23 protein-coding genes are annotated in these 25,570 nt (G+C 68.5%); 7 read left to right on the forward strand and 16 right to left on the reverse strand.

What is annotated here, in order from left to right; translation table 11 throughout:
• Positions 1-103: 103 nt before the first annotated feature.
• The 3 genes from scpA to VD964_RS01070 form a co-directional block, all read right to left on the reverse strand.
• Positions 104-2,257: a methylmalonyl-CoA mutase gene (gene scpA, locus VD964_RS01060; protein ID WP_324864646.1), complete on the reverse strand. Its 2,154-nt coding sequence runs from the start codon at positions 2,255-2,257 to the stop codon at positions 104-106.
• A 146-nt stretch (positions 2,258-2,403) separates the two neighbouring features.
• A complete protein-coding gene (locus VD964_RS01065; RefSeq protein WP_324864649.1) occupies positions 2,404-4,404 on the reverse strand; it encodes an acetyl/propionyl/methylcrotonyl-CoA carboxylase subunit alpha in 2,001 nt (666 codons plus the stop codon).
• Between the two features lie 11 nt (positions 4,405-4,415).
• Positions 4,416-5,948 carry an acyl-CoA carboxylase subunit beta gene (locus VD964_RS01070; protein ID WP_324864651.1) on the reverse strand — a complete coding sequence of 511 codons (1,533 nt, stop codon included), beginning with the start codon at positions 5,946-5,948 and terminating at the stop codon, positions 4,416-4,418.
• Between the two features lie 232 nt (positions 5,949-6,180).
• Here VD964_RS01070 and VD964_RS01075 point away from each other — a divergent pair, with 232 nt between their 5' ends.
• Positions 6,181-7,641: a helix-turn-helix domain-containing protein gene (locus tag VD964_RS01075; RefSeq protein WP_324864653.1), complete on the forward strand. Its 1,461-nt coding sequence runs from the start codon at positions 6,181-6,183 to the stop codon at positions 7,639-7,641.
• 134 nt (positions 7,642-7,775) lie between these two features.
• Positions 7,776-8,660 carry a response regulator gene (locus VD964_RS01080; protein ID WP_324864655.1) on the forward strand — a complete coding sequence of 295 codons (885 nt, stop codon included), beginning with the start codon at positions 7,776-7,778 and terminating at the stop codon, positions 8,658-8,660.
• A gap of 3 nt (positions 8,661-8,663) precedes the next feature.
• On the opposite strand, the gene VD964_RS01085 is transcribed toward VD964_RS01080, so the two are convergent.
• The 4 genes from VD964_RS01085 to petA all read right to left on the reverse strand — a co-directional run bounded on the left by VD964_RS01085 (position 8,664) and on the right by petA (position 11,954).
• Positions 8,664-9,215, reverse strand: a complete 552-nt coding sequence (locus tag VD964_RS01085) for a DUF924 family protein (protein WP_324864657.1) — start codon at positions 9,213-9,215, stop codon at positions 8,664-8,666.
• 111 nt (positions 9,216-9,326) lie between these two features.
• Complete coding sequence (locus VD964_RS01090; protein ID WP_149226743.1) at positions 9,327-10,088, reverse strand: cytochrome c1; 762 nt, start codon at positions 10,086-10,088, stop codon at positions 9,327-9,329.
• On the reverse strand, positions 10,088-11,356 hold the full coding sequence (locus VD964_RS01095) for a cytochrome b (protein WP_149226745.1): 1,269 nt from the start codon (positions 11,354-11,356) through the stop codon (positions 10,088-10,090). Before VD964_RS01095 ends, VD964_RS01090 begins: the two co-directional genes overlap by 1 nt.
• 28 nt (positions 11,357-11,384) lie before the next feature.
• Positions 11,385-11,954 (reverse strand): ubiquinol-cytochrome c reductase iron-sulfur subunit, encoded by a 570-nt coding sequence (gene petA / locus VD964_RS01100; protein ID WP_014249761.1) that lies wholly within the window; start codon positions 11,952-11,954, stop codon positions 11,385-11,387.
• 271 nt (positions 11,955-12,225) lie between these two features.
• Here petA and VD964_RS01105 point away from each other — a divergent pair, with 271 nt between their 5' ends.
• Positions 12,226-12,684, forward strand: coding sequence for a tRNA (cytidine(34)-2'-O)-methyltransferase (locus VD964_RS01105; protein WP_324864689.1), 459 nt, complete (start codon positions 12,226-12,228; stop codon positions 12,682-12,684).
• 118 nt (positions 12,685-12,802) lie between these two features.
• Positions 12,803-13,690, forward strand: a complete 888-nt coding sequence (gene hemF, locus VD964_RS01110; RefSeq protein ID WP_324864662.1) for an oxygen-dependent coproporphyrinogen oxidase — start codon at positions 12,803-12,805, stop codon at positions 13,688-13,690.
• A 1-nt stretch (position 13,691) separates the two neighbouring features.
• On the opposite strand, the gene VD964_RS01115 is transcribed toward hemF, so the two are convergent.
• A complete protein-coding gene (locus tag VD964_RS01115) occupies positions 13,692-14,036 on the reverse strand; it encodes a hypothetical protein (RefSeq protein WP_324864664.1) in 345 nt (114 codons plus the stop codon).
• Between the two features lie 116 nt (positions 14,037-14,152).
• Here VD964_RS01115 and VD964_RS01120 point away from each other — a divergent pair, with 116 nt between their 5' ends.
• A complete protein-coding gene (locus VD964_RS01120; protein WP_324864667.1) occupies positions 14,153-15,274 on the forward strand; it encodes a DNA topoisomerase IB in 1,122 nt (373 codons plus the stop codon).
• Positions 15,275-15,436: 162 nt separating this feature from the next.
• Here the strand turns inward: VD964_RS01120 and VD964_RS01125 are convergent, their stop codons facing one another.
• The gene (locus VD964_RS01125; protein WP_324864669.1) at positions 15,437-17,422 is read right to left on the reverse strand and encodes a PP2C family protein-serine/threonine phosphatase; all 1,986 of its coding nucleotides are present in this window, start codon (positions 17,420-17,422) and stop codon (positions 15,437-15,439) included.
• 300 nt (positions 17,423-17,722) lie between these two features.
• Between VD964_RS01125 and VD964_RS01130 the strand changes: the two genes are divergently transcribed.
• Positions 17,723-18,097: a hypothetical protein gene (locus VD964_RS01130; RefSeq protein ID WP_149226757.1), complete on the forward strand. Its 375-nt coding sequence runs from the start codon at positions 17,723-17,725 to the stop codon at positions 18,095-18,097.
• A gap of 9 nt (positions 18,098-18,106) precedes the next feature.
• On the opposite strand, the gene VD964_RS01135 is transcribed toward VD964_RS01130, so the two are convergent.
• Genes VD964_RS01135 through wrbA form a run of 3 tightly spaced genes read right to left on the reverse strand, consistent with a single transcriptional unit; the run spans position 18,107 to position 20,128 of the window.
• On the reverse strand, positions 18,107-18,466 hold the full coding sequence (locus VD964_RS01135) for a hypothetical protein (RefSeq protein ID WP_324864672.1): 360 nt from the start codon (positions 18,464-18,466) through the stop codon (positions 18,107-18,109).
• A 60-nt stretch (positions 18,467-18,526) separates the two neighbouring features.
• Positions 18,527-19,492, reverse strand: coding sequence for a glutathione S-transferase family protein (locus tag VD964_RS01140; RefSeq protein WP_324864674.1), 966 nt, complete (start codon positions 19,490-19,492; stop codon positions 18,527-18,529).
• Positions 19,493-19,525: 33 nt separating this feature from the next.
• The gene (gene wrbA, locus VD964_RS01145; RefSeq protein ID WP_324864676.1) at positions 19,526-20,128 is read right to left on the reverse strand and encodes an NAD(P)H:quinone oxidoreductase; all 603 of its coding nucleotides are present in this window, start codon (positions 20,126-20,128) and stop codon (positions 19,526-19,528) included.
• Positions 20,129-20,270: 142 nt separating this feature from the next.
• Between wrbA and VD964_RS01150 the strand changes: the two genes are divergently transcribed.
• Entirely contained in the window at positions 20,271-21,221 is a 951-nt protein-coding gene (locus VD964_RS01150) for a LysR family transcriptional regulator (protein WP_324864678.1), read from the forward strand.
• Between the two features lie 24 nt (positions 21,222-21,245).
• On the opposite strand, the gene VD964_RS01155 is transcribed toward VD964_RS01150, so the two are convergent.
• From VD964_RS01155 to VD964_RS01170, 4 genes are all read right to left on the reverse strand, one after another.
• On the reverse strand, positions 21,246-21,638 hold the full coding sequence (locus VD964_RS01155; RefSeq protein WP_014249743.1) for a hypothetical protein: 393 nt from the start codon (positions 21,636-21,638) through the stop codon (positions 21,246-21,248).
• Between the two features lie 128 nt (positions 21,639-21,766).
• Positions 21,767-22,618, reverse strand: coding sequence for an alpha/beta hydrolase (locus tag VD964_RS01160; protein ID WP_324864681.1), 852 nt, complete (start codon positions 22,616-22,618; stop codon positions 21,767-21,769).
• The gene (locus VD964_RS01165) at positions 22,615-24,246 is read right to left on the reverse strand and encodes an alpha/beta fold hydrolase (protein WP_324864683.1); all 1,632 of its coding nucleotides are present in this window, start codon (positions 24,244-24,246) and stop codon (positions 22,615-22,617) included. The genes VD964_RS01160 and VD964_RS01165 overlap by 4 nt, the downstream gene beginning before the upstream one ends.
• A gap of 8 nt (positions 24,247-24,254) precedes the next feature.
• Positions 24,255-25,570, reverse strand: a 1,316-nt coding sequence (locus VD964_RS01170; protein WP_324864685.1) for a DUF4384 domain-containing protein, incomplete at its 5' end; no start/stop codon positions are given.

The following is a 25,570-nucleotide window of genomic DNA, read 5'->3' on the forward strand; positions in this document are numbered from 1 at the left end:
ATGCGTCACTGACCTAAGGATAGTGCCGCTGCTCGATCCTGTCCAGTTCAGGGCCGCCCAAAACAGGGGCGGGAAGAGCCTTCGCCCTTCCCGCCTCCGCTCATCACGCCGCCGTCTTCTGCTTGCGCAGGATGCCCAGGATGTCCGACGCCGCCTTCGGGATGTTGGTGCCCGGCCCGTAGATCGCCGCGGCGCCCGCCTTGTAGAGGTAGTCGTAATCCTGCGGCGGGATCACGCCGCCGCACACGACGAGGATGTCGCCGGCACCTTGGCGGCGCAGTTCCTCGATCAGCTGCGGCACCAGCGTCTTGTGGCCGGCGGCCTGGGACGATACGCCGATAACGTGGACGTCGTTCTCCACCGCTTGCCGCGCCGCCTCGTCCGGGGTCTGGAACAGCGGCCCGATGTCCACGTCGAAGCCGATGTCGGCGAAGCTGGTGGCGATCACCTTGGCACCGCGGTCGTGGCCGTCCTGGCCCATCTTCACCACCAGGATGCGCGGCCGGCGGCCCTCCTCGGCGGCGAAGGATGCGACTTCCTCCTGGATCTTCTTGAAGCCCTCGTCGCCCTCATAGGCCGAGCCGTAGACGCCCGACACCGAGCGGATGACGGCGACATGGCGGGTGAAGGCCTTCTCCAGCGCGTCAGAGATCTCGCCGACGGTGGCGCGGGCGCGGGTGGCCTCCACCGACAGTGCCAGCAGGTTGCCGCTCTTCTCGGTGGCCGCCTTGGTCAGCGCCGCCAGCGCCTCCTGGCACTTGGCCTCGTCGCGGGTGGCGCGGATCTGCTTCAGGCGGGCGATCTGCGCCTCGCGGACGGCGGTGTTGTCGATGTCCAGCACGTCCACCCCCTCGGGGTTTTCCGGACGGTACTTGTTGACGCCGACGATCACCTCCTCGCCGCGGTCGATGGCGGCCTGGCGGCGGGCGGCGGCCTCCTCGATCAGCAGCTTGGGCATGCCGCTCTCGACCGCCTTGGTCATGCCGCCCATCTCCTCGACGCGGCCGATCAGCTCCAGCGCGGCGTTGGCGAGGCTGTGGGTCAGATGCTCGATGTAGAAGGAGCCGCCGAGCGGATCGACCACCTTGGTGACGCCGGCCTCCTCCGCGATGATCAGCTGGGTGTTGCGGGCGATGCGGGCGGAGAACTTGGTCGGCAGTCCCAGCGCCTCGTCGAAGGCGTTGGTGTGCAGCGACTGGGTGCCGCCCAGCACTGCGGCCATCGCCTCGATGGTGGTGCGGATGACGTTGTTGTAGGGGTCCTGCTCGGTGAGCGAGACGCCCGAGGTCTGGCAGTGGGTGCGCAGCGCCAGCGAGCGCGCGTCCTTCGGCTGGAACTTCTCCTGCATCAGGGAGGACCACAGCAGGCGCGCGGCGCGCAGCTTGGCGATCTCCATGAAGAAATTCATGCCGATGGAGAAGAAGAAGGACAGGCGCGGCGCGAACTTGTCGACCGGGAGGCCCTTCGACATCGCGGCGCGGACATATTCGAGGCCGTCGGCGATGGTGAAGGCCAGCTCCTGCACCGCCGTCGCCCCGGCCTCCTGCATGTGGTAGCCGGAGATCGAGATCGAGTTGAACTTCGGCATGTGCTGGGAGGTGTACTCGATGATGTCGGCGATGATCCGCATCGAGGGTTCGGGCGGGTAGATGTAGGTGTTGCGGACCATGAACTCCTTGAGGATGTCGTTCTGGATGGTCCCGCTCAGCTTGTCCTGACTGACGCCCTGCTCCTCCGCCGCGACGATGTAGCCGGCCAGGATCGGCAGTACCGCGCCGTTCATGGTCATCGACACCGACATCTTGTCGAGCGGGATGTCGGCGAAGAGAACCTTCATGTCCTCGACGCTGTCGATCGCCACGCCGGCCTTGCCGACGTCGCCGACGACGCGCGGATGGTCGCTGTCATAGCCGCGGTGGGTGGCGAGGTCGAAGGCCACCGACAGGCCCATCTGGCCGGCCTTGAGGTTGGCCTTGTAGAAGGCGTTCGACTCCTCCGCGGTGGAGAAGCCGGCATATTGCCGGATGGTCCAGGGCTTCACCGCGTACATCGTGGCGCGCGGGCCGCGGGTGAAGGGCGGGAAGCCGGGCAGCGTGTCCAGCTCCAGCCCTTCCAGATCGGCAGCGGTGTAGAGCGCCTTGACGTCCAGCCCCTCCGGGGTCTTCCAAGTCAGCTTGGCGATATCGCCGTCGGCGCCGAGATCCTTGGCGGCCAGCTTGTCCCAATCGGCAAGGGTCTTCTTCGGGAACTCGGTCATCGACGCCTCCTGAGGGCTTCTTATGTAGCAGGTAATGTTGGCAGTGCGTTTCCTCCCGATGCACCCTCTTCCAACGGTCCCATGAACCATTGGAAGAGGGGCAAGGGGGTACGCTTCCTCTCGGTACTGTTCTTCTTATTATACGGTTACGCGAATTCCACGATCTTCTGATCGACCGCCAGGCTGCTGCCCGGGGCTGCGTGGATTTTCGCGACCGTTCCGTCCTGCGCGGCGCGCAGAATGTTTTCCATCTTCATGGCCTCGACCACGGCCAGCACTTCGCCGGCCTTGACCTCCTGGCCTTCCGTTACCGCCAGCGACACCAGCAGGCCCGGCATCGGCGACAGCAGGAACTTCGACATGTCCGGCGGCGCCTTGACCGGCATCAGCGCGTCCAGCTTCGCCGCCTTCGGGGTCAGCACCTTGACGATGGCCTGCGACCCGCTGTGGTGCAGGCGGTAGCCGACGCCGACGCGGTCGATCTGCACGCAGACATGCTCGCCGTTCACCGTGCCGCGGAACAGCGGCTCGCCCAGTTGCCAGTCGCTCCACACCGTATGGTGCTTGCCGTCGATGTCGACGGTGTAGCCGATGCGCTGCGGGCTGCCGTCCGCCGGGTGCAGGTGCACCGGATGCTGGGTGCCGTCCAGCACCACCACCCAGTCGTCGCGCACCTTGGCCTTGTTGCCGGCCATCTTGCCCGAAATCTGGATGTCCCGGTCGTTCAGGCTGCGGTGGATCACCGCGGCGACCGCGATCAGCACCGCCGGGTCTTCCGGCGGCAGATCGGAGGCGTGGAAGCCGGTCGGGTATTCCTCGGCGATGAAGTTGGTGGTCAGCCGCCCATCGACAAAGCGCTGGTTCGCCATCAGCGAGGCCAGGAACGGGATGTTGTGGCTGACGCCGCGGATGTAATACTGGTCCAGCGCCTCGCGCATGCCGGCGATCGCCGCATCGCGCGTCGAGCCCCAGGTGCAGAGCTTGGCGATCATCGGATCGTAGTACATCGAGATCTCGCCGCCCTCGAACACGCCGGTATCGACGCGGACATGCGGGTCGGCGGCTGGCGGCCGGTAGTGGGTGAGGCGGCCGGTGGAGGGCAGGAAGTTGCGGAAGGGATCCTCCGCATAGACGCGCGCCTCGACAGCCCAGCCGTTCAACTGCACGTCTTCCTGGCGGATCGTCAGCTTTTCCCCGGCGGCGACGCGGATCATCAGCTCGACAAGGTCCAGGCCGGTGATCAGCTCGGTGACCGGGTGTTCGACCTGGAGGCGGGTGTTCATCTCCAGGAAGTAGAAGTTGCGCTCGGCATCGACGATGAACTCGACCGTGCCGGCCGACTTGTACTGCACCGCATTGGCCAGAGCCACCGCCTGCTCGCCCATCGCCTTGCGGGTGGCGGCGTCGAGGAAGGGGCTCGGGGCCTCTTCGATGACCTTCTGGTGGCGGCGTTGGATCGAGCATTCGCGCTCGTGCAGGTACAGGCAGGTGCCTTGCCCATCGGCCAGAAGCTGGATTTCGATGTGGCGCGGCTGCTGGATGTACTTCTCGACGAAGACGCGGTCGTCGGCGAAGCTGGAGCGCGCCTCGTTGGTGGCCGAGCGGAAGCCCTCGCGCGCCTCCTCGTCGTTCCAGGCCACGCGCATGCCCTTGCCGCCGCCGCCGGCCGAGGCCTTGATCATCACCGGATAGCCGATGTCGCGGGCGATCATCACCGCCTCTTCATCGTCGGCGATGACGCCGAGATAGCCGGGGACGGTGGAGACGCCGGCTTCCTTCGCCAGCTTCTTGGACTCGATCTTGTCGCCCATGGCCTGGATGGCGTGGGCGTCCGGACCGATGAAGGCGATGCCGGCGGCGGCCAAAGCCTCCTGGAATTCGCGCTTCTCCGACAGGAAGCCGTAGCCGGGATGGACGGCTTGGGCACCGGTCTTCCTGCAGGCCTCGACGATGCGGTCGACCAGCAGATAGCTCTGGGCCGACGGGGCGGCGCCGATATGGACGGCCTCGTCGGCCATCTCGACATGGAGCGCGTTCTTGTCGGCGTCGGAATAGACCGCGACGGTCTTGATGCCCATGCGGCGTGCCGTGCGGATGACGCGGCAGGCGATCTCGCCACGGTTGGCGATGAGGATCTTCTCGAACATGCTGCCGGCCCTCACAGCGGAATGTTGTCGTGCTTGCGCCAGGGGTTCTGGAGCTGCTTGTTCTTGAGCATGGACAGCGCCTTCGTGATGCGGCGGCGGGTGCCGTGCGGCATGATGACGTCGTCGATGTAACCGCGCGAGGCGGCGACAAAGGGATTGGCGAACTTCTGCTTGTACTCTTCCGTACGCGCCTCGATCTTCTCGGCGTCGCCGATGTCGCTGCGGAAGATGATCTCCACCGCACCCTTGGCGCCCATCACCGCGATTTCCGCCGACGGCCACGCATAGTTCACGTCACCGCGCAGATGCTTGGACGACATCACGTCGTACGCGCCGCCGTACGCCTTGCGGGTGATGACCGTCACCTTCGGCACGGTGGCCTCGGCGTACGCGTACAGCAGCTTGGCGCCGTGCTTGATGATGCCGCCATACTCCTGGCTGGTGCCGGGCATGAAGCCGGGGACGTCGACCAGGGTCAGGATCGGAATCTCGAAGGCGTCGCAGAAGCGCACGAAACGCGCGGCCTTCTTGGAGCTGTCGATGTCCAGGCAGCCGGCGAGAACCATCGGCTGGTTGGCGACGATGCCGACCGTGGAGCCGTTCATGCGGGCGAAGCCGATGAGGATGTTCTTGGCGTAGTCCGGCTGAAGCTCGAAGAAGTCGCCCTCGTCTACGATCTTGAGGATCAGCTCCTTCATGTCGTAGGGCTTGTTCGGGTTCTCCGGCACCAGCGTGTCGAGCGAGAAGTCCTCGCGGTCCAGCGGATCGGCGCAGGGGCGGACCGGCGCCTTCTCGCGGTTGGACGACGGCAGGAAATCGACGAAGCGGCGCAGCTGCAGCAGAGCCTCGACGTCGTTCTCGAAGGCCAGATCGGCCACGCCCGACTTGGTGGAGTGGGTGATGGCGCCGCCCAGCTCTTCGGCGGTCACGACCTCGTGGGTGACGGTCTTCACCACGTCGGGGCCGGTGACGAACATGTAGGAGCTGTCCTTCACCATGAAGATGAAGTCGGTCATGGCCGGCGAATACACCGCGCCGCCGGCGCACGGCCCCATGATCAGCGAGATCTGCGGGATGACGCCCGAGGCGTCGACGTTGCGCTGGAACACCTCGGCATAGCCGCCGAGCGAGGCGACACCCTCCTGGATGCGGGCGCCGCCCGAATCGTTCAGGCCGATCACCGGCGCGCCGACCTTCAGCGCCTGGTCCATGATCTTGCAGATCTTCTCGGCATGCGCTTCCGACAGCGCGCCGCCGAAGACCGTGAAGTCCTGGCTGAAGACGAAGACGAGGCGGCCGTTGACGGTGCCGTGGCCGGTCACCACGCCGTCGCCCGGAACCTTCTGGTTTTCCATGCCGAAGTCGATGCAGCGATGTTCGACGAACATGTCGAACTCCTCGAACGACCCTTCGTCGAGGAACAGCTCGATCCGCTCGCGCGCGGTCAGCTTGCCTTTGGCGTGCTGGCCGGCGATGCGCTTCTCACCGCCGCCCAGCCGCGCCGCGGCGCGCTTGGACTCCAACTTGGCCAGAATGTCTTGCATCGGGCGTTCCCATATCTTTGGCGTCGCAGTGACGGTCCCCGCTCCGGTGTCGAGCGACGCAATCATTCACCGGAACGCCGCGGATTATTCACAAACTTCGCAGCGCTTCAAACAGCCTCTTTGCAAAAACGTGCGAAGTTGCGAAGCCCTTTGCAAATGCGGTTTTGCGCTTGCTAAGATTGCGAAGAACGGCGGATTTCCAAGGCCGTCCATAGGGCGGGATTTTATACGCATGCAAAAGAAGCTATTCCTTGGCTACAAGCTGCGCCGCCTGCGCGAACAGCGCGGCCTGACCCAAGCTTCGCTGGCCAAGACGCTGGAGCTTTCCCCCAGCTATCTCAACCAGTTGGAGAACAACCAGCGCCCGCTGACCCTGCCGGTCCTGATGCGGATCGCCGCCACCTTCGAACTGGAACTCTCCGCCTTCCTGGAGGATGAGGACAGCCGGCTGGTCTCCGACCTGCGCGAGGCGCTGGCCGATCCCCTGTTCGCTGGGGCGCCGCTGACATCGGGCGAGTTGCGCAGCGTGGTGGGTTCCAGCCCCGAACTGGCCCGCCGGGTGCTCAGCCTGCATCAGGCCTACCAGAAGCTGCACGAGCGGGTGCAGTCGCTGGCCGACAGCCTGTCCAACCGCGAACCCAGCAGTCAAGAGGGCGACAGCTTCGCCGGCCCGCAGTTCCCGTACGAGGAGGTGCGGGACTATTTTCACTACTGCAACAACTACATCGGCCCGCTGGACGAGGCGGCGGAGCGGCTGTGGGACACCGAGAAGATCCATTCGGGGGCGCTGCTGAACGAACTCGCCGCCTACCTGAAGCGCCGTCACGACGTGCGGGTGAAGATCGTCGCCGACGAGGCGGGAGAGACCGCCATGCGCAGCTACGACGCCTCCACCGGCACGCTGCGCCTGTCCGCCCTGCTGACCAGCTCCAGCCGCGCCTTCCACATGGCGAATCAGATCGCGCTGCTGGAGTTCGGCGACCTGATCGACGATCTGGTGGATCAGGCGAAGTTCTCCAGCGAGGATGCCCGGTCGATCTGCCGGGTCGGCCTCGCCAATTATTTCGCCGGCGCGCTGGTCATGCCCTACCGCGCCTTCGCCGCCCAGGCCCGTGCCCTGCGCCACGATGTGGAGCAGCTGCAGAGCCGGTTCTCCGCCAGTTTCGAGCAGGTCTGCCACCGGCTGTCCACCCTGCAGCGGCCGGGGGCCCGCGGCCTGCCCTTCTATTTCGTCCGGGTCGACATGGCCGGCAACATCACCAAACGCCATTCCGCCACCCGCTTCCACTTCGCCCGTTTCGGCGGCGCCTGCCCGCTGTGGAACGTGCACGAGGCCTTCGCCCAGCCCGGCAAGATCCTGGTGCAGTTCGCCCAGATGCCCGATCGAACCACCTACATCAGCATCGCCCGCACCGTGACCAAGCGCGGCGGCGCCTATCTGAAGCCGTCGCGCCAGTTCGCCGTCGGGCTGGGCTGCGAGGCCAGCCACGCGCCGGAACTGGTCTATGCCGCCGGCATCGACATCACCGACGTCAAGGCGGCGGCGCCGATCGGCGTCAACTGCCGCCTGTGCGAGCGCACCGATTGCCAGCAACGCGCTTTCCCGCCGATCGGCAGCGAGTTGCGGGTGAACGAGCACCACCGCAGCTTCGTCCCCTACCTCTTCAACCCTCCGGATGCTCCACCCCGCTGACCGGACCACTGGGGGGAGAGCCCAGTTGGCCCGCCGCTTGCTGAGAACGGGTCGCAAGATCGGAAAAGCTGTGCCCATGGGCATGTCCGGCCCCGATCTCTGCAAGCTGCGTTGCATTTTGCCAATGGCGGGTCATGGACGGTGACAATCTGCATCACGCCCCCGGCGGGAGGGTGACGGCCTTCGCCCCGGAGGCGCTGGCCCGCATGCTGTCGGTATCGGCCGCGGCGCTGGCCCAGGCGCGCGATGTCGCGCTGGACGTCAGCGTGCTGAACGGCACGCCGCCGCGGCTGGTCGGCGATGCCGGCACCGTCGGCGCGCTCTGCACCGCACTGGCGGCTAGCGCCATCGCCAGCGCCGATCCGGGGGCCGGCCGGCTGGAGGTCCGCCTGTCGGCCCTGCCGGTGGGGGAGGAGCGGGTGACCCTGCGGGCGGAACTGGCCGGCCGTTTCGACCCCCATGGCGGCGATCGCTTCTGCCACGAACTCGCCCGCCGTCTGCTGGCGGCACTGGGGGCTCAGATGGGCATGGACCATGGGGTGGACGGCATGCGGCGGGTGACGCTGGACATGCCGGTCGCCCTGCCCTCCCGCACCACCGATGCCGACCGGCTGATGAATTGGGCCCGCTCGCGCGGCGGCCGGCTGCTGGTGGTGGACGACAGCGCCACCAACCGGATGGTGGTGGCCGGGCTGCTGGCCAAGGCGGGTTTTTCGGTCGAGACCGCCACCGGCGGGGCGGAGGCCGTGGTGGCCGTCGCCCAGGCGCCGGTGCCGCCCGAAGCGGTGCTGATGGACGTCGCCATGCCGGACATGGACGGGGTGGCTGCCACCACCACCATCCGCTCGCTGGGCGACGAGCGCGCCCGCATCCCGATCATCGCCGTCACCGCCAATGCCCAGCCGGAGGACCGCGTCCGCTGCCTCGCCGCCGGCATGAACGACTACCTGACCAAGCCGGTCCGCCGCGCCGACCTGCTCGGCGCGCTGGAACGCTGGCTGGCGCCGCAGCCGGTTTGAGGCTCAAAACGACGAGTCTGGCTCCTTCAGGAACGCCTCCTCCTCCGGCGTGCCGGGACGGCCGAGGACGGCGTTGCGGTGGGGGAAGCGGCCGAAACGCTGGATGATCTCGCGGTGGCGCAGGGCGTAGCGCACCGCGGTCTCGTCGCCCACCCGCTCGGTGAATAGCGCGACCGACCGCTCCTGGCTGGCGAGGTCCTCGTGATGCTCATAGGGCAGGTAGAGGAAGATCCGCTCGTCCGTGGTGCATTCCAGGTCGAACCCGTTGGCGACGGCATGGTCGCTCACGCCCCGAGCCTTGGCATCGGTGGCGAAGGCGCGCGGATCGTCGCGGAACATGTTGCGCGGCACCTGATCGAGCAGGACGCACAGCGCGATGCAGCCGTCGACATCCTCCATCCAATGGTCGTAGTCGCCGCGGGCCGCCGCCTCGTGATGGGGGCCGAGCGTGTCGGCGACCGCCCGGTCGAAGCTTGCCGATCTGCGGAACCAATAAGGCTTCATCGCCTCGTCGAACCAGAAATCGACGATCTCGTCGATCAGCTTGTCCACCATTCGTCTTCTCCGCACCAAGTCTGCCGCCCGGACGACCCGTTCCCCAAAAGAAACAGGGCGCCCGAAGGGGCGCCCTGTCCAGGTCCGAATTGCCTCACCGAACCGTCGGGCTCAGTGCAGCGTGCTCCACAGCTTGCGCTTGGTGGCATACATCAGGCCGGCCAGCACCAGCAGGAACAGGATGACCTTGACGCCCATCTGCTTGCGGGCATCCAGGTGCGGTTCCGCGGCGAAGGTCAGGAAGGTCGCCACGTCGTGCGCCTGCTGCTCCACCGTCGCCTTGGTGCCGTCGGCGAAGGTGACGCCGTCCGGCTGCAGGATGTTCGGCATGCCGACCTGATGGCCGGGGAACACCTTGTTGTAGTTCATGCCGTCCATCAGCTTGACGTCGGCCGGCGGCTCCTCGAAGCCGGTCAGGAAGGCGTAGAGGTAATCCTCGCCGCCGACGCGGGCCTTCGCCATCAGCGACAGGTCGGGCGGCAGGGCGCCGTTGTTCGACGCACGGGCCGCCTGGTCGTTGGCGAAGGGCGACGGGAAGCGGTCGGCCGGAACGGCCGGACGCATGAACATCTCGCCCGCATCGTTCGGGCCGGCCTGCACCTCGTAGCCGGCGGCGATCGCCTTCAGCTCGTCCTCGCTGAAGCCGATGCCGGCCAGGGTGCGGATCGGGACCAGACGCATGGAATGGCAGGCGGCGCAGACTTCCTTGTAGATCTGGAAGCCACGCTGGGCCGACGCCTTGTCGATGGTCCCGAAAATGCCGCTATGCGGCCAGTTCTGCTTGGGGATGTGCACGCCTTCCGCGGCCTGCGCGGCCCCGGCGATGCCGAGAGCCAGCGCCGCCGAGAGGATAGCAGTCTTCAACGCGCGCATCAGGCCTTCTCCATCGGCTTGGCATGGGCGCCGGCGGCGATGCCGCCCCCGCCCTTCAGAACGGACTCCGCGATGCTGTTGGGGAGCGGACTCGGCCGTTCCAGCTTGCCCAGCACCGGCAGCAGGACCAGGAAGTGGAAGAAGTAGTAGGCGGTGCCGATACGGGCGATGATCAGCCAGGCGCCTTCGGCCGGCATGGCGCCGGCATAGCCGAGAACCAGCGCGTCGAGGGCGAGGATCCAGAAGAACTGGCGGTAGATCGGCCGGAACTTGCAGCTGCGGACCTTGGAACGGTCGAGCCACGGCAGGAAGGCCAGCAGCGCGATCGAGCCGAACATCGCCAGCACGCCGCCCAGCTTGTCCGGGATCGCGCGCAGCATGGCGTAGAAGGGCAGGAAGTACCATTCCGGCACGATGTGCGCCGGGGTCACCAGCGGGTTGGCCGGGATGTAGTTGTCCGGATGGCCCATGTAGTTCGGCATGAAGAACACGAACGCCGCGTAGATGATCAGGAAGATCACCACGGCGAAGCCGTCCTTGACCGTGACGTACGGGTTGAACGGGACGGTGTCCTGCGGGCCCTTCGGGTCGATGCCGAGCGGGTTGTTCGAGCCGCAGACATGCAGCGCCGCGGTGTGCAGGATCACCAGACCCAGCAGCACGAAGGGCAGCAGGAAGTGCAGCGCGAAGAAGCGGTTCAGCGTCGGGTTGTCGACCGAGAAGCCGCCCCACAGCAGGGTCACGATCGGGTCGCCGACGATCGGGAATGCCGAGAACAGGTTCGTGATGACGGTGGCGCCCCAGAAGCTCATCTGGCCCCAGGGCAGCACGTAGCCCATGAAGGCGGTGCCCATCATGACGAGGAAGATGATGACGCCCAGGATCCACAGGATTTCGCGCGGGGCCTTGTAGGAGCCGTAATAGAGGCCGCGGAACATGTGGATGTAGACGGCGATGAAGAACATCGACGCGCCGTTGGCGTGCACGTAGCGGATCAGCCAGCCGTAATTCACGTCGCGCATGATGCGCTCGACCGAATCGAAGGCCAGCGAGGTGTGGGACGAGTACTGCATCGCCAGGAACAGGCCCGTGGCGATCATGATCACCAGCATGATGCCGGCGATGGCACCGAACGCCCACAGATAGTTGACGTTCCGCGGCATCGGGTAGTGGTTGTACTCGTGATCCAGCATCGTGAAGATCGGCAGGCGGCTGTCGATCCAGTTCACGACCGGATTCTTGAACTTGGTGGCTTGAACCTGAGCCATCTCGGGGTCTCCAGAACCGTTGGGCCGCTTAACCGAGCCGGATCTTGGTATCGCCCGTGAAGGCGTACGTCGGAAGGACAAGGTTGGCGGGGGCCGGGCCCTTGCGGATGCGCCCAGCGGTGTCGTAGTGCGAGCCGTGGCAGGGGCAGAACCACCCGCCATACTCGCCGCGCGGATCGGTGACCTTCTGCCCGAGCGGCACACAACCCAGATGCGTGCAGATGCCGATGACGATCAGCCATTCCGGCTTCTTCACGCGGGCATCGTCGGCGGCCGGATCGCGCAGGTCGCCCAGGTTGACCTGCTTGGCGGCCTCGATCTCCTCGGCAGTGCGGTGGCGGACAAAGACAGGCTTTCCGCGCCAGGTGACCGTGATCGCCTGCCCCGCGGCGACCGGAGCCAGATCAACGTCGATGGAGGCAAGCGCCAGGGTGTCGGCCGCCGGATTCAGGCTGTCGATGAAGGGCCAGGCCGCCGAGGCCGCCCCGACGACGCCGACCGCACCGGTGGCAAGATACAGAAAATCGCGGCGGGAACCCCCCTCGCCGCTGGAGGCCGCGTGGCCACCCGTCCCGGGCGGATGCGTGGTCTGAGCCATAAGCCTGTTTCTCCTCAAGGCATGCCCGACGCCCTTTGCCCGCGCCGGACGACCGATGGACCATTTTTATGCATGACACGGCAAGCCCGCCCGCCGAAGGAAAAACCCTCAGGCATGCCGCATCGGTCCGGAGTGGGTATCTCCAGCTTCTGCGCTGCGGTATACCGTCGCGTCGACATCTTGAAAAGTCCTTGGCCGGGAGACAATTTGTCGCGTGTGTCGGGGCTGGACTATTTGTATGCAAAACAAACACTTCGAGGCAAGGCCCGCGTTGCGCCTTGTGCTGTTCGAACCCGACATTCCACAGAATGCCGGCACTCTGATGCGACTCGCAGCCGGGCTGGGGGTGGCTCTCGACCTGATCGAGCCTTGCGGATTCGTGCTGGACGACCGCCGCCTGCGCCGCGCCGGGATGGATTACCTGGACCATCTCGACTGGGTCCGGCACAGCTCCTGGGCCGCCTACCGTGCGACGCCGCAGAGCGGGCGGCTGGTGCTGCTGACCACGCGGGCGGCGATCCCCTACACCGACTTCCGCTTCGCCCCCGGCGACCGCATCCTGGTCGGCCGCGAGAGCGCAGGCGTGCCCGACGAGGTGCATGACGCCGCCGATGCCCGGCTGGTGATCCCGATGGTGCCGCCCGCCCGCTCCTTGAACGTTGCGGTCAGCGCGGCGATGGTGTTGGGTGAAGCCCTGCGGCAGACCGCCGCACAAGATCGGATCGCGTAAAATCGGCATCGATTTGAAGCGTGAATCCGATCGACAAACATAAGGCTAGGGCTTCCTGCGTTTTGCATTGAACGCGGGAAGCCCTGGAGACGCGGCAGACCGCCGGACAGGAAACGCCATGACCGCCGAAGCCACCGCCGAACCCGGCATCATCGAAGACCGCAAGGCCCGCGCCGCATCCTGGTTCCGGGACCTGCGCGACCGCATCTGCGCCACCTTCGAGATGCTGGAGGACGAGCTGACCGGCACCCATGCCGACCTGCCCCCCGGCCGGTTCGAGCGCAAGAGCTGGTCCCGCCCCGACCATGGCGGCGGCGAGGGCGGCGGCGGCACCATGTCGGTGATGAAGGGCCGGGTGTTCGAGAAGGTCGGGGTCAACATCTCGACCGTGCACGGCATCTTCAGCCCGGAATTCCGCGCCAACATCCCCGGTGCGGCCGAGACCGGCGAGTTCTGGGCGGCGGGCATCAGCCTGGTGGCGCACATGCGCTCACCGCTGGTCCCGGCCACGCACATGAACACGCGCCACATCGTGACCACCCAGGGCTGGTTCGGCGGCGGGGCCGACCTGACGCCGATGATTCCCGACGACCAGGACACCGCCGACTTCCACGCCGGCCTGCGCGCCGCCTGCGACCGCCACGACCCGGACTATTATCCGCGCTACAAGGAGTGGTGCGACCGCTATTTCTTCCTGCCGCATCGGGGAGAAGCGCGCGGAGTCGGCGGCATCTTCTTCGACAACCTCGACTCGGGCGACTGGGAGGCGGACTTCGCCTTCACCCGCGACGTCGGAACCGCCTTCCTCGACAGCTACACCGCCCTGGTGCGCCGGCACATGAACCGGCCCTGGACGGCGGAGCAGCGGGAACACCAGCTGATCCGCCGCGGCCGCTATGTGGAATTCAACCTGCTCTACGACCGCGGCACCACCTTCGGCCTGAAGACCGGCGGCAACACCGAAGCGATCCTGATGAGCCTGCCGCCCGAGGTGAAGTGGCCGTAACCTAGCGGCGCTGAGTCAACTGAACCCAGGGCGCCCATGCCTGCCGCACCATCTCGCCCCACAGCCGCATCGGCGCCATCCACATCTCGGCCATGCCGGCGGCGGACGCCATCGGATTGCCGCCGAACGGGTTGGCGCCCGGCTTCCCGCCGCCGGGACCAGCCAGCAGCAGCGGGTTCATCAGCGCGGGCGCGAGCAGGCCGGCGACCGCGTCGAAGGACGGGGTGGCGCGGAACTGGATGGCGATCACCTCCGCCCCATCCTCTCCGGCCTCGCGGTGGCGGATCTGGATCTCCAGGTTCGGCAGATGGGCGGTCAGGGTCGTCTCGTCCGGCTTGCGGTCCATGCTCGCGGCTCCATGCTGGATCTGGCGGTGCGAGGATAGTGTTTTTGCAACTGCGAAGAAACCCTCTCCGAAGGAGGTAGCGGCAACCAACGTCCGTTCCGGCCGTTGATGGCCATATGGACAGCACCATCCCTCCGTCCGATACGGACACCCCCTCGCCCGAACAGGAAGCCGCCTGTGCCGGGCTGACCTACAGCTCCGACGACACCCCCGGCATCCGCCGGCGGCGCTACGGCAAGGGCTTCCGCTTCCTCTGGCCCGACGGCACCCAGGTGACGGAGGAGGACACGCTGGCGCGCATCCGCAAACTGGCGATCCCGCCGGCCTACCGGGACGTCTGGATCTGCCCCGACCCCGAGGGCCACCTGCAGGCCACCGGTCGCGACGCCAAGGGGCGCAAGCAGTACCGCTACCACCGCCGCTGGACCGAACTGCGCGAGGGCACCAAGTTCGGCCGCATGCTGGATTTCTGCCGGGCGCTGCCCGCGTTGCGCGAGCGGGTGACCGCCGATCTCGGCCGGCGCGGCCTGTCGCGGGAGAAGGTGCTGGCCGCCGTGGTCCGGCTGCTGGAAACCACGCTGATCCGCGTCGGCAACGAGACCTACGCCCGCGAGAACCAGAGCTACGGCCTGACCACGCTGCGCGACGGCCACACCGAGGTCGAGGGGTCGGAGGTCCGCTTCTCCTTCAAGGGCAAGTCGGGCAAGGAATGGAACGTCGCGCTGCGCGACCGCCGGCTCGCCCGCGTCGTTGCCGCCTGCCGCGACGTGGCCGGCGACGAGCTGTTCCAGTATCTGGATTCGGACGGGCAGCGCCATGCCGTGACCTCGGGTGACGTCAACGCCTATCTGCGCGAGGCGACCGGGGCCGATTTCACCGCCAAGGACTTCCGGACCTGGGCCGGCACCGTGCTGGCGGCGATGGCGCTGCGGGAGTTCGAGTCGTTCGACAGCACGACCGGCGCCAAGCGCAACGTCACCCGCGCCATCGAACAGGTCGCCACCCGCCTCGGCAACACCCCCAGCGTCTGCCGCAAGAGCTACGTCCATCCCGAGATCCTGGACGCCTATGTGGAAGGCGACCTGCTGGAATCGCTGAAGCGCGAGGTGGAGGCGGAACTGCGCGACGAACTGGCCGGGTTGAGCGGCGAGGAGGCCGCCGTGCTGGCCTTCCTGCGCGAAAGGCTGGAGCGGGAGACGGCGTCGCGGGCGCGGGAGGGTGCGCGGGGGAAGAAGTAGGGAGGTGAGAGGCGGGCTTTGGCGCCCCCTCCCCATCCCTCGCCCGCTCACGCGGGAGAGGGGGCAGGACGCTTGCAGAAGTGATGCGGAGGGCAGCGGCAGTTCCCTCTCCCGCGAAGCGGGGGAGGGTTAGGGAGGGGGCACCGTCGCCAGTATCCCCCCTCAAACCGCCTCGACCGCCTCCGTCACCGGCAGCAGCCGCCGCATGACCAGGCACACCAGATCCCCGGCGATCACCCCTTCGGCGGCATGGGTCTGGACGTTGCGCAGCACCATCTCGGCACGGTCGCGGGCCGACATGCCGCGGCCGTGGGCCAGGGCGGCGGCGAGCCTCTCCTCGCCGAAGGGCTCGCGCTGGCCGTCGACGGATTGCAGGACGCCGTCCGTGCACAGGAACAGCGTCTCGTCCTGGTTCAGCACCGTGGTGGCCTCGGTGTAGGGAGCTCCGCGGCGAATGCCCAGCGCCGGGCCGCCGGCCGCGGACAGGAACTCCACCCCGCCCTCGGCGGTGACGCGGCAGGCGCCGCGATGCCCGGCGGCGGCATGGACCAGCGTGCCGCCCACCCGGTCGTAGATGGCGACGAAGGCCGTGGCGAATCCGTTGAAGGGGCTTTCGCCGCACAGCCGCTCGTTGGCGCCGGTCAGGATGGCGGCGGGGCCGACACCGGGGCGGGCGGTCTCGCGGATGGCGGCGCGCACCATCAGCATCAGGAAGGCCGCCGGCACGCCGCCGCCCGACACCCCGGCGGTAACCAGCAGGCTGTGGCGGTCGTCCAACTCGACCACGTCGTAGAAATCGCCGCTGACGGCGTGGCCCGGCACCAGCGTGCCGAAGAATTGGCTGTCGCGTCCCACCGGCAGCTGGCGCGGCAGCAGGTTGGCCTGCACGTCGCGGGCGGCGCGCTGCTCCTCCTCGATCAGCTGTTCGGCGGCGGCCAGCTTCTCGCTCTTGGTCTCAAGCTCCGCCCCGCGCATGACCAGCTGCGCGTCCAGAGTCTCCTCGCGGGCCGTCGCCTCCATCGCCATGCGGCGGAAGACGCGGGACAGCCGGCCGAACTCGTCGTCGCGGTCCGCCGCCTCGTTCAGGGTGAAGGGGTTGAAGCGCCCGGCCTCCACCGCCTTGACCGCCTCGCTCAGCCGTTCCACCGGCGCCATCTGGTCGCGGGCGAAGCGCATGCTGAGATAAACGCCCAGCGCCAGCACGAAGACGCCGACCAGCCCACCGATCTTCAGCTGCCGGCCCAGCATCGCCCCCGGTTCGGTGTAGGGAACGCGCACGGCCGCGACCGCCGGCAGGCCGGCCGCCGCCGCCGCGTTGGCGGATGCATAACGGATGGGTGCCAGCGCCAGCAGCCCGTCGCCGGACACGCGGGTCGTCACGTCGCCGGCGGTCGCCGCCGCCTTGGCCGCGGCGGTGTCGGCATCGGACAGCGGACCGCCGGATCCGTTGGACACCACGGCACCGCGCGCCAGCACCCGGCCGTCGCGGTCGAGCAGCCAGGCCGCCTCCACCGCGCGGGTGGCGATCAGCGCGTCGATCGCTCCCTCGGCACCCGACTTGCGCAGCAGGTCTCCCAGGCGCCGCATGTCGGCGCCGACCTGGACGATGCGCGGCCGGTCGACGCCGGCCACGCCGGCGAACTTCATCAGCCGGCCGCTCTCCATCGCCGGCTCCGACGCCAGCGAGGCGGGCGAGCGGTTCAACAGGCCGCTGTAGGCGCCGTGGCGCGGCCCGCCCTTGGCATCCTGGCCGAAGACCGGATCGGGACCGGGCACATTGTGCAGATAGGCCCGGCCGCGGTTGTCGGTGATCCACATCTCGTCCGGGCCGCCCGACTCGGCGATCTGCTTCAGCCGGTCGTTGATGGCCTTGGGCGCCAGCTTCGCCGTTTCCGCCAGCGCCACCAGATGGGCGGTCAGCGTCGCTTCCGACAGCAGCCGTTCGGACAGCATGGCATCGACCTCCCGCGGCAGATCGCCGGCCTGGGCGGCGCCACGGGCGAGCAGGCCGGCGGTCAGCCGCGCCTCCGCCTCGATCCGCTCGGTCAGGACCGCGCGCGTGGTGAATGCCATCGTCGTGGTGACCACCACCACCGCCAGCAGCACCAGACCGGTGACCAGCAGGATCAAACGCTGTTGGAACGTCATGGGATTGCGCCCGCCCCCTCTGGCTGAAGCAAATGGCCGAAGCCATGGCCGATGGGACCGCTTCTACCGGTCCGGGGCACGCAAGTCCAGTTGCCGGGCCGCCGCACCGGTCATGGTCACGCCGACCGCGGGCGGGGTGAGGCGGCCGGATGCGCAAGATTCGACCGCAGGCGCGACATTATCTCTTTCGTAACCACATGGTCCGTAAGACGGAAGGACCGCGGACGGTTTCCCGCCGCGGTCCTGTGCTCTTTCAAACCCGTCACCCCTCAACCGCCGCCACTCAACCGGTGCACGCCCATGCCGCTCAACGTTCTGGAAGTCGCCGTCTATGCGATGGTCCTCACCGCCAGCCAGCCCAGCTCATTCGAATGCGTGGCCGTGAAGCCGGAGGGCGTGAACTGCACCAACGGCCTGTCGGCGAAGCAGGACGGGCCGAACCTGCTGTTCAGCACCGGCATCCAGGTGATCAAGGACAATCAGGGCCGGGTGCGGCTCAGCAACGGGCTGCAGACGCGCTTCGACAGCTCCGCCTGGGTGGAGTTCCAGGACACCGGCAAGAAACCGGTGGTCAGCGTCCGCAAGACCGGCCCGCTGCGCTTCAAGTTCTCCAACGGCTTCCAGTGCGAAGCGATGGGCAACCCGGAAGACATGGCCCGCTGCCACAAGCCCTGACGGCTTCCCCTACCGGTTGATGCCGCGGCGCTCCATCTCGTCCTCGATGGCGCGGCGGTTCTGCCGGATCTGGCGCTGTTCCTCGCCCAGCCGGTCATACTGGTTGCGCAGGTCGCGGTCGGAATAGTCGCCATAGGCTCCGGCGCGGCGGTTGCCCGACGAATTGCCGGAGGATCCTTCGTAGCGGCGGCCGTCGCGGTTCAGCTCGCGATCCTCGGCCGTACGGTCCTGCGAATTGCTGTTCGGGTTGACGGCGCGGTTCAACTGGTCGAGCGCCCCACCCCACCCGCCTTGCGACTGGCCGTTCTGGGCCAGGGCCGGCGACGAAAGGGCCAGGACGGCAGCAGCCGTAAGAATAACTGTACGCATCGGACGAACTCCCTCATGCGGTTGTCGTTTCCTTCTGACAACCGCCGGGGAGCCGATCCGTCACGCCTCCAGTGGCTCCGGTCCCAAATCGCCTCGTCCATGCGGGGCGTCGAGATCCAGTTCCGGCCCTTTCGGCACGATGCCGGTGGGGTTGATGGTGGCGTGGCTGCCGTAATAATGCTGCTTGATGTGGGCGAAATTCACCGTCTCCGCCACGCCCGCCACCTGATAGAGGTCGCGCAGATAGCCCGACAGGTGGGGATAGTCGGCGATCTGCCGCTTGTTGCACTTGAAATGCCCGACATAGACCGCATCGAAGCGCACCAGCGTGGTGAACAGGCGCCAATCGGCCTCGGTCAGCCGGTTGCCGACCAGCCAGCGCCGGGTCGCCAGCTTGGCGTCGATGCCGTCCAGCGCCGCGAAGAGGGTGTCGAAAGCGGCCTCGTACTTGTCCTGCGAGGTCGCGAAGCCGGCCTTGTAGACGCCGTTGTTGACGGCGTCATAGACGAAGGCGTTGACGCGGTCGATCTCCTCCACCAGGTCCGGCGGGCAGAAATCGGTGCGCACGTCGGTGAAGGCGTCGAACTCGCGGTTGAGCATGCGGATGATCTCCGCCGACTCGTTGTTGACGACGCTGCCGGTCTTCCTGTCCCACAGGACCGGAACGGTCACCCGGCCGCTGTAGCCGGGCTTGGCCTGCAAATACACCTCGTAGAGGCGGCGGGCGCCGGTCACCGGTTCCGGCTCCGCGAAGGTCCAGCCTTCCGACAGCATCAGCGGATCGACCACGCTGACGCCGATCACATCGTCCAGCCGCTTCAGCTTGCGGAAGATCAGCGTGCGGTGCGCCCAGGGGCAGGCCAGCGACACCATCAGGTGATAGCGCCCGGCCTCCGCCGCATAGGGGGTGGAGCCGTCGGCCGACACCCGGTCGCGGAACTGCGCCTCCGTCCGGACGAACGCACCGCCGGTCTTCTTGGTGTCGTACCACTGGTCTTGCCATTGTCCGTCGATCAGCAGGCCCACGGCTCCCTCCCCCTTTTCAGTGTCTACCTGTCGTCAACCGTGCAGCTTCGCCGCGATCTCGGCGACATGGCGGCCCTGATAGCGGGCACCGTCCAGCTCGACCGCGCTCGGCCGGCGCGAACCGTCGCCGCCGGCGATGGTGCTGGCGCCATAGGGCGAGTTGCCCATCACTTCCGAAACGCCCATCTGGCCCTGGAAGGAGTAAGGCAGGCCGACGATCACCATGCCCAGGTGCAGAAGCACGGTGTGGGTGCTGAGGATGGTGCTCTCCTGCCCGCCATGCTGGGTGGCGGTGGAGGTGAAGGCCGCGCCGACCTTGCCGACCAGCGCGCCCTTGGCCCACAGGCCGCCGGTCTGGTCGAGGAAGTTCTTCATCTGCGAGGCCATGTTGCCGTAGCGGGTCGGCGTGCCGATGACGATGGCGTCATACTGGGCAAGCTCGTCCACCGTGGCGACGGGAACGTCGCTCTCGTCCTTGTAGTGGGCGGACTGGCGGACGGCCTCCGGCACCAGTTCGGGCACGCGCTTCACCGCCACCTCGGTCCCGGTGACGGAGCGGGCGCCCTCGGCCACCGCCTGCGCCATCTCCGACACATGGCCCCAGCTGCTGTAATAGAGGACCAGAACCTTCGCCATCGTCGCCACTCCCTGTCCGGTTGGTGAATTGAGCCGCCGCGACCGGTGCCGGCCCGGCGGTGACACCAGAAATAGGGCGCGGCGGCGCTTCCGGTAATGCCGGATCTTGGCACCTCATTGTTTCCGGGTGTACAACAATGCCATGGATCGCCTCGACGACATGCTCGCCTTCATCAAGGTGGTGGACACCAAGAGCTTCACCGCCGCCGCCGACCGGCTCAACCTGTCGAAGTCGGTGGTCTCCCGCCGCATCGGCGAGTTGGAGAACAGGCTCGGCGCGCGGCTGCTGAACCGCACCACCCGCAAGCTCAGCCTGACCGAGGTGGGCCAGGCCTATTACGAGCGCTGCACCCGCATCCTCGCCGACCTGGAGGAGGCGGAGCAGGCGGTCGCCGACCTGCATGCCGCCCCGCGCGGCCGGCTGCGGCTGAACGCGCCGGTCAGCTTCGGCATCATGCATCTGGCCCCGGCGGTGGCGGAATTCCTGGAGCGCTATCCAGCGATCGAGATCGACATGGACCTGAACGACCGCACGGTCGATCTGGTCGATGAGGGGTACGATCTGGCGGTCCGCATCGGCCGGCTGCGCGACAGCTCGCTGATCGCCCGGCGGCTGGCCCCGGCCCGCATCGCGCTGTGCGCCAGCCCTGGCTATCTGCAAAAGCACGGGGTGCCGGAAGCGCCGGACGATCTCGCCCGGCACAGCTGCCTGATCTACACCAACGTGCCGACACCCGACGTCTGGCAGTTCACGGTGGACGGCGAGACGCGCAACGTCCGGGTCTCGGGCCCGATCCGCAGCAACAACGGCGACCTCCTGCGCGAGGCGGCAATGTCCGGCGTCGGCTTCATCATGTCGCCGACCTTCCTGTGCGGACAGGCGCTGACGCGAGGCGAGCTGGTCAGCGTGCTGCACCGGCACATCCCGACGGAACTGTCGGTCAACGCGGTCTATCCGCAGAACCGCCACCTGTCGCCGAAGGTGCGGGTGTTCGTCGATTTCCTGGTCCAGCGCTTCGGCCCGCGCCCCTATTGGGACTGCGCGCTTCTCGACACGCTGCCGCAGGAGATGAGGCCGCAGGAGGCCGGCTGAAGCAGCCTTCTAAAGACGGCGCCCTTATGATGGCGAGTTCGGCCGGCGGCGGGAGCGCAGGTTCAGCGCGGTGATGAAGTTCGGCTGCTGGCCGACCACCGGACCCTGGGGAACCGGCTTCTTCGCGGCGGTCGACAGGAAGCCGCCGACCCGGCCGCGCAGTTCCACCGCATGGTGCGCCGCCTCGTCCGCGCTTTCCGCCACCTGACGGCGCACCGACGGGTCCAGCGTGTTGAAGGCGCGGGAGGCGAATTCGAAAGCCGGCTGCGACTTGGTGGCGATCACCTGACGCAGAGCCTTGGACACCAGCACCGTGTCGAGACCGCCCGGCCCCTCCACCCCGTCCAGCACGTCGGCGAGGATGCCGATGGCCTGGATGGTGCCGTTGTCGTCCAGGGAAAGGTCGTGAGCGTCCATACGGGTCTTCCGATCGTCTCAAGCGGTACGGGTCTCGCCCCTGAGGACACCCGGGTTGCACCTTTGAAATCATAGTGTTTGCGCCGGCGTCTGGCAATGGACGCCCGCAGGGGCCGGCGGTGAAATCGTTAAGACCCGGCTTGTCCCGATCCCAGCGACACCGGGAACGCGGCCCGCAGCGACGGCCACAGCGCCGCCCAATCGCCGTCATGCTCCATCCCCGGCACCACCCGCACCGGCGCGCCGACAAGGGTCCCGAAGCCGCGCACGACATCCGGCGGCACCACCCGGTCGTTGTCGCCGGCGATGTGCCATTGCGGCACCACGGCCAGCCGTCCGGTTTCCCGCGCCGGGTCGAGCGAGCCGGTCAGCGGCGTCAGCCGTTTCGCCGCCGCCCAGGCCGCGAGGTCGAGCGGCGCCACCACCGTCACCAGCGCCGCCACGTCGCTCCGCCGTGCCGCCAGCAGCGCCGCCGCCACCCCGCCGCCGGAATAGCCGACCAGCACCAGCCGATCCGCCCCGCTCTGCCGCTTCGCCTCGTCCAGGGCACGGCCGAGGGCGCCGATCACCTCAGGGGCAAAGCGGTGGGAGGTCCAGATGCGGGTGGAACAGGCGGCATCGGTCGCCACCCCGCCATATTGGCAGGGCCGGCCGAGATAGAGCAGCCGCGGCGCCGGGTCGGTCAGTGCCAGCGACAGAGCCACCGGGTTGAAGGGCGTGGGGTCGCGCGACGGTTCGGTCGGGCTATTCCAGGCATGGCCGTCGCCCTCGATATAGACCACCAGCGGCCCCGCCTCGCCGGATCGCAGCCAGCCGGCCACGGTGAAGGGCGTTGCCGAGAAGCGCCGCGGCAGCAGGCCGGCGGCCCCGGCGGCTTCGTCCACCGCCGCCACCCGCTCCCGCGGCACCGCGGCGCAGCCGGCCGGCAACAGCAGCGCGGCGGCGAGGAAGGCGCGCAAGAGGGAGGCGGCCGGCGTCACCGCTCGGGCAGCCGGGTGGCGAAGGTCGGCGGCAGCAGCCGTTCGACGCAGGCCCCGGCATCGCCGGTGGACAGCGTCTCGACGAAACGGGCGGCGGCGGCCCGGCCGCAGGGGCTGACGCCCAGCACGTCATGGCCGATGCCGCGGAAGGACATCAGCGTCGCCCGGTGCAGGCTGCGCCCCATCGCCTCTGCGCGCGCCGGTGCGGTGAAGGTGTCGTAGGCGCCGGTCAGGATCAGCGCCGGCACGTCCGACTCGACCGGCCGGTAGAAGGATGCATCGACAGGCGGCAGGGTCAGCGCCGGACAGGCGGCGTCGTAATCGGTCTCCACCGCCGCGGCGACCACATGGGGCCGAAGGTCCGCCGCGGCGCGCCGGGCGGCGGCGGCATCGATGCGCGGACGGTTCTCCCGGCATCCCACCGTCAGGTTCAGCCCATAGGCGAGGTTGTCCAGCACGCCCCAGATGGCCGGCGGCACGACCAGCGACAGTGCCGCCGCATCCTCCAGCCGGTTCGCGCCACCGCCCCGCGCAACGGCGCGGTCGAGACGGTCGAGCAGGGCCGGCATCACCACCATCCCGTCCGCGCTGCCCAGCCGCAGGGCCAGCACAGTCGCCAGCATCGGCCAGCCGAGGCGCAGGTCGCTTTCCCGCCCGGTGCCGGGATGGCGCAGACGAATCTCCAACGGCTGCCGCTCCAGCGCCGCCGACAGCCGCTCCACCGCCTGCCCCAGTTGCGGGAAGGCGCGGGCGCAATCGGGCTGGGCGGCGCAATCCTCCACCATCCGGCGGTGCGCCTGCCGGATGGCGGTCAAGCGATCGAGGTCGAGCCAGGTCGCATCCACCGCCGCCGGGGAGTTCAGCACGAGGCTGCGCACCGCCGCCCCATCGACGCGCAGCAGCGCCTGCGCCAGCACCCCGCCATAGGAGGTCGCGACGACGTTCCAGCGCTCCACCCCCAGCGCGCCGCGCAGCGCCCGCAGGTCGGCGGCACTCTGCCCGCTGTCGAAATCCTCCAGCCGGTAGCCGGCGCGGCGCAGAGGATCGAGGCAGGCCACGGCGTCCTCCGCCGTCACGCCGCCGAACCAATAGCGCAGCGGGTCCAGCGCGGGGCAGCGCAAGGACGGAGCCGACCGGCCGGTGCCGCGCTGATCCACCAGAATGATGTCGCGGCTGGCGCGCATCGGCGCCAGCATCGCCGCGGTGCCGCGCGGATCGTCGCCGCCGCCCTGCCCTGGCCCACCGGCCAGCACCACCGCCGGATCGGCGGCGGGCGCGCCGTTCAGCGCCGGCAGCACCATCACGAACAGGTCGAGCGGCAGGCTGTCCGGCCGCTGCCAATCCGACGGCACCCGCAGGCTGTGGCAGCGCGGCGTCGGCCCGGCCGGCAAATTCGGCGGGCATGACACGTCCGCGAGTGCCGGACGCACGGCAGGCCCCGGAACTGCGTCCGGAACGGTGCTTGCGACGGAAATCGGCGGCGGCGGCTCCGCGATCACGATCGGCGGAGGTCCGTTGAACGACGGCCCGCTCAGCCAATCGATCCCCACCCCCAGAAACCCGCCCGCCAGCGCACAGAGCGCCAATGCGCCGCCGATGACGGCGAGACGCCGACCGCCGCTGTCCATCGGTCGATCTACTCGGCCACGGTGGTGAAGAAGGCGGACTGGACGACGACGTTGCCCTTCGCCTCGGCCTTGGCGATGGCCGTGCGCAGGGTCGCCAGATAGGCGCCGGCAGGCTCCACCTCCTCACGCTCCGCGGGGAACAGCGGTTCGCGCGTCACCAGCGCCAGGATCATCGCCGGGCCATAGGGCGGGGCGATGGTGTAGACGCGGTCGCTGGGCGACTTGGCGATCCCCAGCGTGACGGGCCGGCCGGCATCGACGCGGTCGTCGCGGCGCAGGCGCATCGGCACCATGTGGATCGCGTTGCCTTCCATGTCGATGTAGTCGACCGTCAGGTAGCCCGACATGCCGGCGGTCACCGTGACCTCCAGCTTCTCGCCCTGGCGGTAGACCATCGAAGGCCGGTTGAATCCCAGCCCCAGCGCGTCCGAGCCCTGCGCCTCGGCCCGCGCCGGCAGGCCGGCGGCACCCAGCGCCTCGCACAGCGGCCAGGGGCGCACGGCGACGCGCGCGTCGATGTCGACACCGCCGGGAAGTCCGGTGATCGCCGCCTTCAGCGCGCCGGCATCGGCGTCGCTGCCGACATAGCCGGCGATGCGCAGGCCCTTGCCCGTCTCAACCGCCCTGACGCCGGCGCAGGTGAACCCCGCCGCCGCGGCCTCCACCCTCTTGCGCGCCTCGGCCGGCGTGATCGGCGGCACCGGCGGAGCGGCCGGAACGGCGGCCGGCACGACCTGGGCCGGTGCGGGCGTCGGGGCCGGCGGCGTGACGGTCTGGACGGCCGGGGTGACCGGCAGCGGCGGCGGAGCGGCGGGCACCTGAGCGACCGCGGGCTTGACCGGACCGGGGGCCGGCGTTTCGGCCTTCACGGGCGCCACAGGCGTTGGGGAAGCGGGCGCGCCGAGCGGAGCCGTCGTCATGGCGGGCGGCGCGGGCGGCGTCGGGACCGGTGGCGCGGCGGGCTGCGTAGTAGGAGCCGCAGGAGCCGACGCCTCCTTCACCGGCGCCTGAGCGGGCGCCGGAGTCGCCGTTTGGGCGGGCGGCTGCGACTGGCCGAACAACAGGAAACCGGCGACGCCGGCCGCCACCAGCCCGCCGACGCCACCGGCGATCAGCGCGACCGGAGCCTTCTTCGTCGGCTCGGCCGCCGTCTGAGTGGTCTTCGCCTGCCTCTCGGCCACCGCCGGCTTCGGCTCCTCCTTCGCCGGGGTCGCGGCCGGGAAGGGGGTGGCGTCGAAGGGCGTGATCTCCGCCGGGCGGCGGGTCAGCGCGCCGACCAGTTCCGTCATCGATTTGGCGCGGTTCTGCGGGTCCGGCTCCAGCA

This window comes from Azospirillum sp., from assembly GCF_035628975.1.
In the GTDB taxonomy this organism is placed as follows: domain Bacteria; phylum Pseudomonadota; class Alphaproteobacteria; order Azospirillales; family Azospirillaceae; genus Azospirillum.

Coding starts and splice junctions, on each gene's coding strand:
- VD964_RS01090 (WP_149226743.1), bottom strand. CDS start 10,088: ATGCGCGCGTTGAAGACTGCTATCCTCTCGGCGGCGCTGGCTCTCGGC.
- VD964_RS01070 (WP_324864651.1), bottom strand. CDS start 5,948: ATGCAAGACATTCTGGCCAAGTTGGAGTCCAAGCGCGCCGCGGCGCGG.
- petA (WP_014249761.1), bottom strand. CDS start 11,954: ATGGCTCAGACCACGCATCCGCCCGGGACGGGTGGCCACGCGGCCTCC.
- VD964_RS01150 (WP_324864678.1), top strand. CDS start 20,271: ATGGATCGCCTCGACGACATGCTCGCCTTCATCAAGGTGGTGGACACC.
- hemF (WP_324864662.1), top strand. CDS start 12,803: ATGACCGCCGAAGCCACCGCCGAACCCGGCATCATCGAAGACCGCAAG.
- VD964_RS01125 (WP_324864669.1), bottom strand. CDS start 17,422: ATGACGTTCCAACAGCGTTTGATCCTGCTGGTCACCGGTCTGGTGCTG.
- VD964_RS01115 (WP_324864664.1), bottom strand. CDS start 14,036: ATGGACCGCAAGCCGGACGAGACGACCCTGACCGCCCATCTGCCGAAC.
- VD964_RS01095 (WP_149226745.1), bottom strand. CDS start 11,356: ATGGCTCAGGTTCAAGCCACCAAGTTCAAGAATCCGGTCGTGAACTGG.
- VD964_RS01120 (WP_324864667.1), top strand. CDS start 14,153: ATGGACAGCACCATCCCTCCGTCCGATACGGACACCCCCTCGCCCGAA.
- VD964_RS01165 (WP_324864683.1), bottom strand. CDS start 24,246: ATGGACAGCGGCGGTCGGCGTCTCGCCGTCATCGGCGGCGCATTGGCG.
- wrbA (WP_324864676.1), bottom strand. CDS start 20,128: ATGGCGAAGGTTCTGGTCCTCTATTACAGCAGCTGGGGCCATGTGTCG.
- VD964_RS01130 (WP_149226757.1), top strand. CDS start 17,723: ATGCCGCTCAACGTTCTGGAAGTCGCCGTCTATGCGATGGTCCTCACC.
- VD964_RS01135 (WP_324864672.1), bottom strand. CDS start 18,466: ATGCGTACAGTTATTCTTACGGCTGCTGCCGTCCTGGCCCTTTCGTCG.
- VD964_RS01080 (WP_324864655.1), top strand. CDS start 7,776: ATGGACGGTGACAATCTGCATCACGCCCCCGGCGGGAGGGTGACGGCC.
- VD964_RS01065 (WP_324864649.1), bottom strand. CDS start 4,404: ATGTTCGAGAAGATCCTCATCGCCAACCGTGGCGAGATCGCCTGCCGC.
- scpA (WP_324864646.1), bottom strand. CDS start 2,257: ATGACCGAGTTCCCGAAGAAGACCCTTGCCGATTGGGACAAGCTGGCC.
- VD964_RS01155 (WP_014249743.1), bottom strand. CDS start 21,638: ATGGACGCTCACGACCTTTCCCTGGACGACAACGGCACCATCCAGGCC.
- VD964_RS01075 (WP_324864653.1), top strand. CDS start 6,181: ATGCAAAAGAAGCTATTCCTTGGCTACAAGCTGCGCCGCCTGCGCGAA.
- VD964_RS01085 (WP_324864657.1), bottom strand. CDS start 9,215: ATGGTGGACAAGCTGATCGACGAGATCGTCGATTTCTGGTTCGACGAG.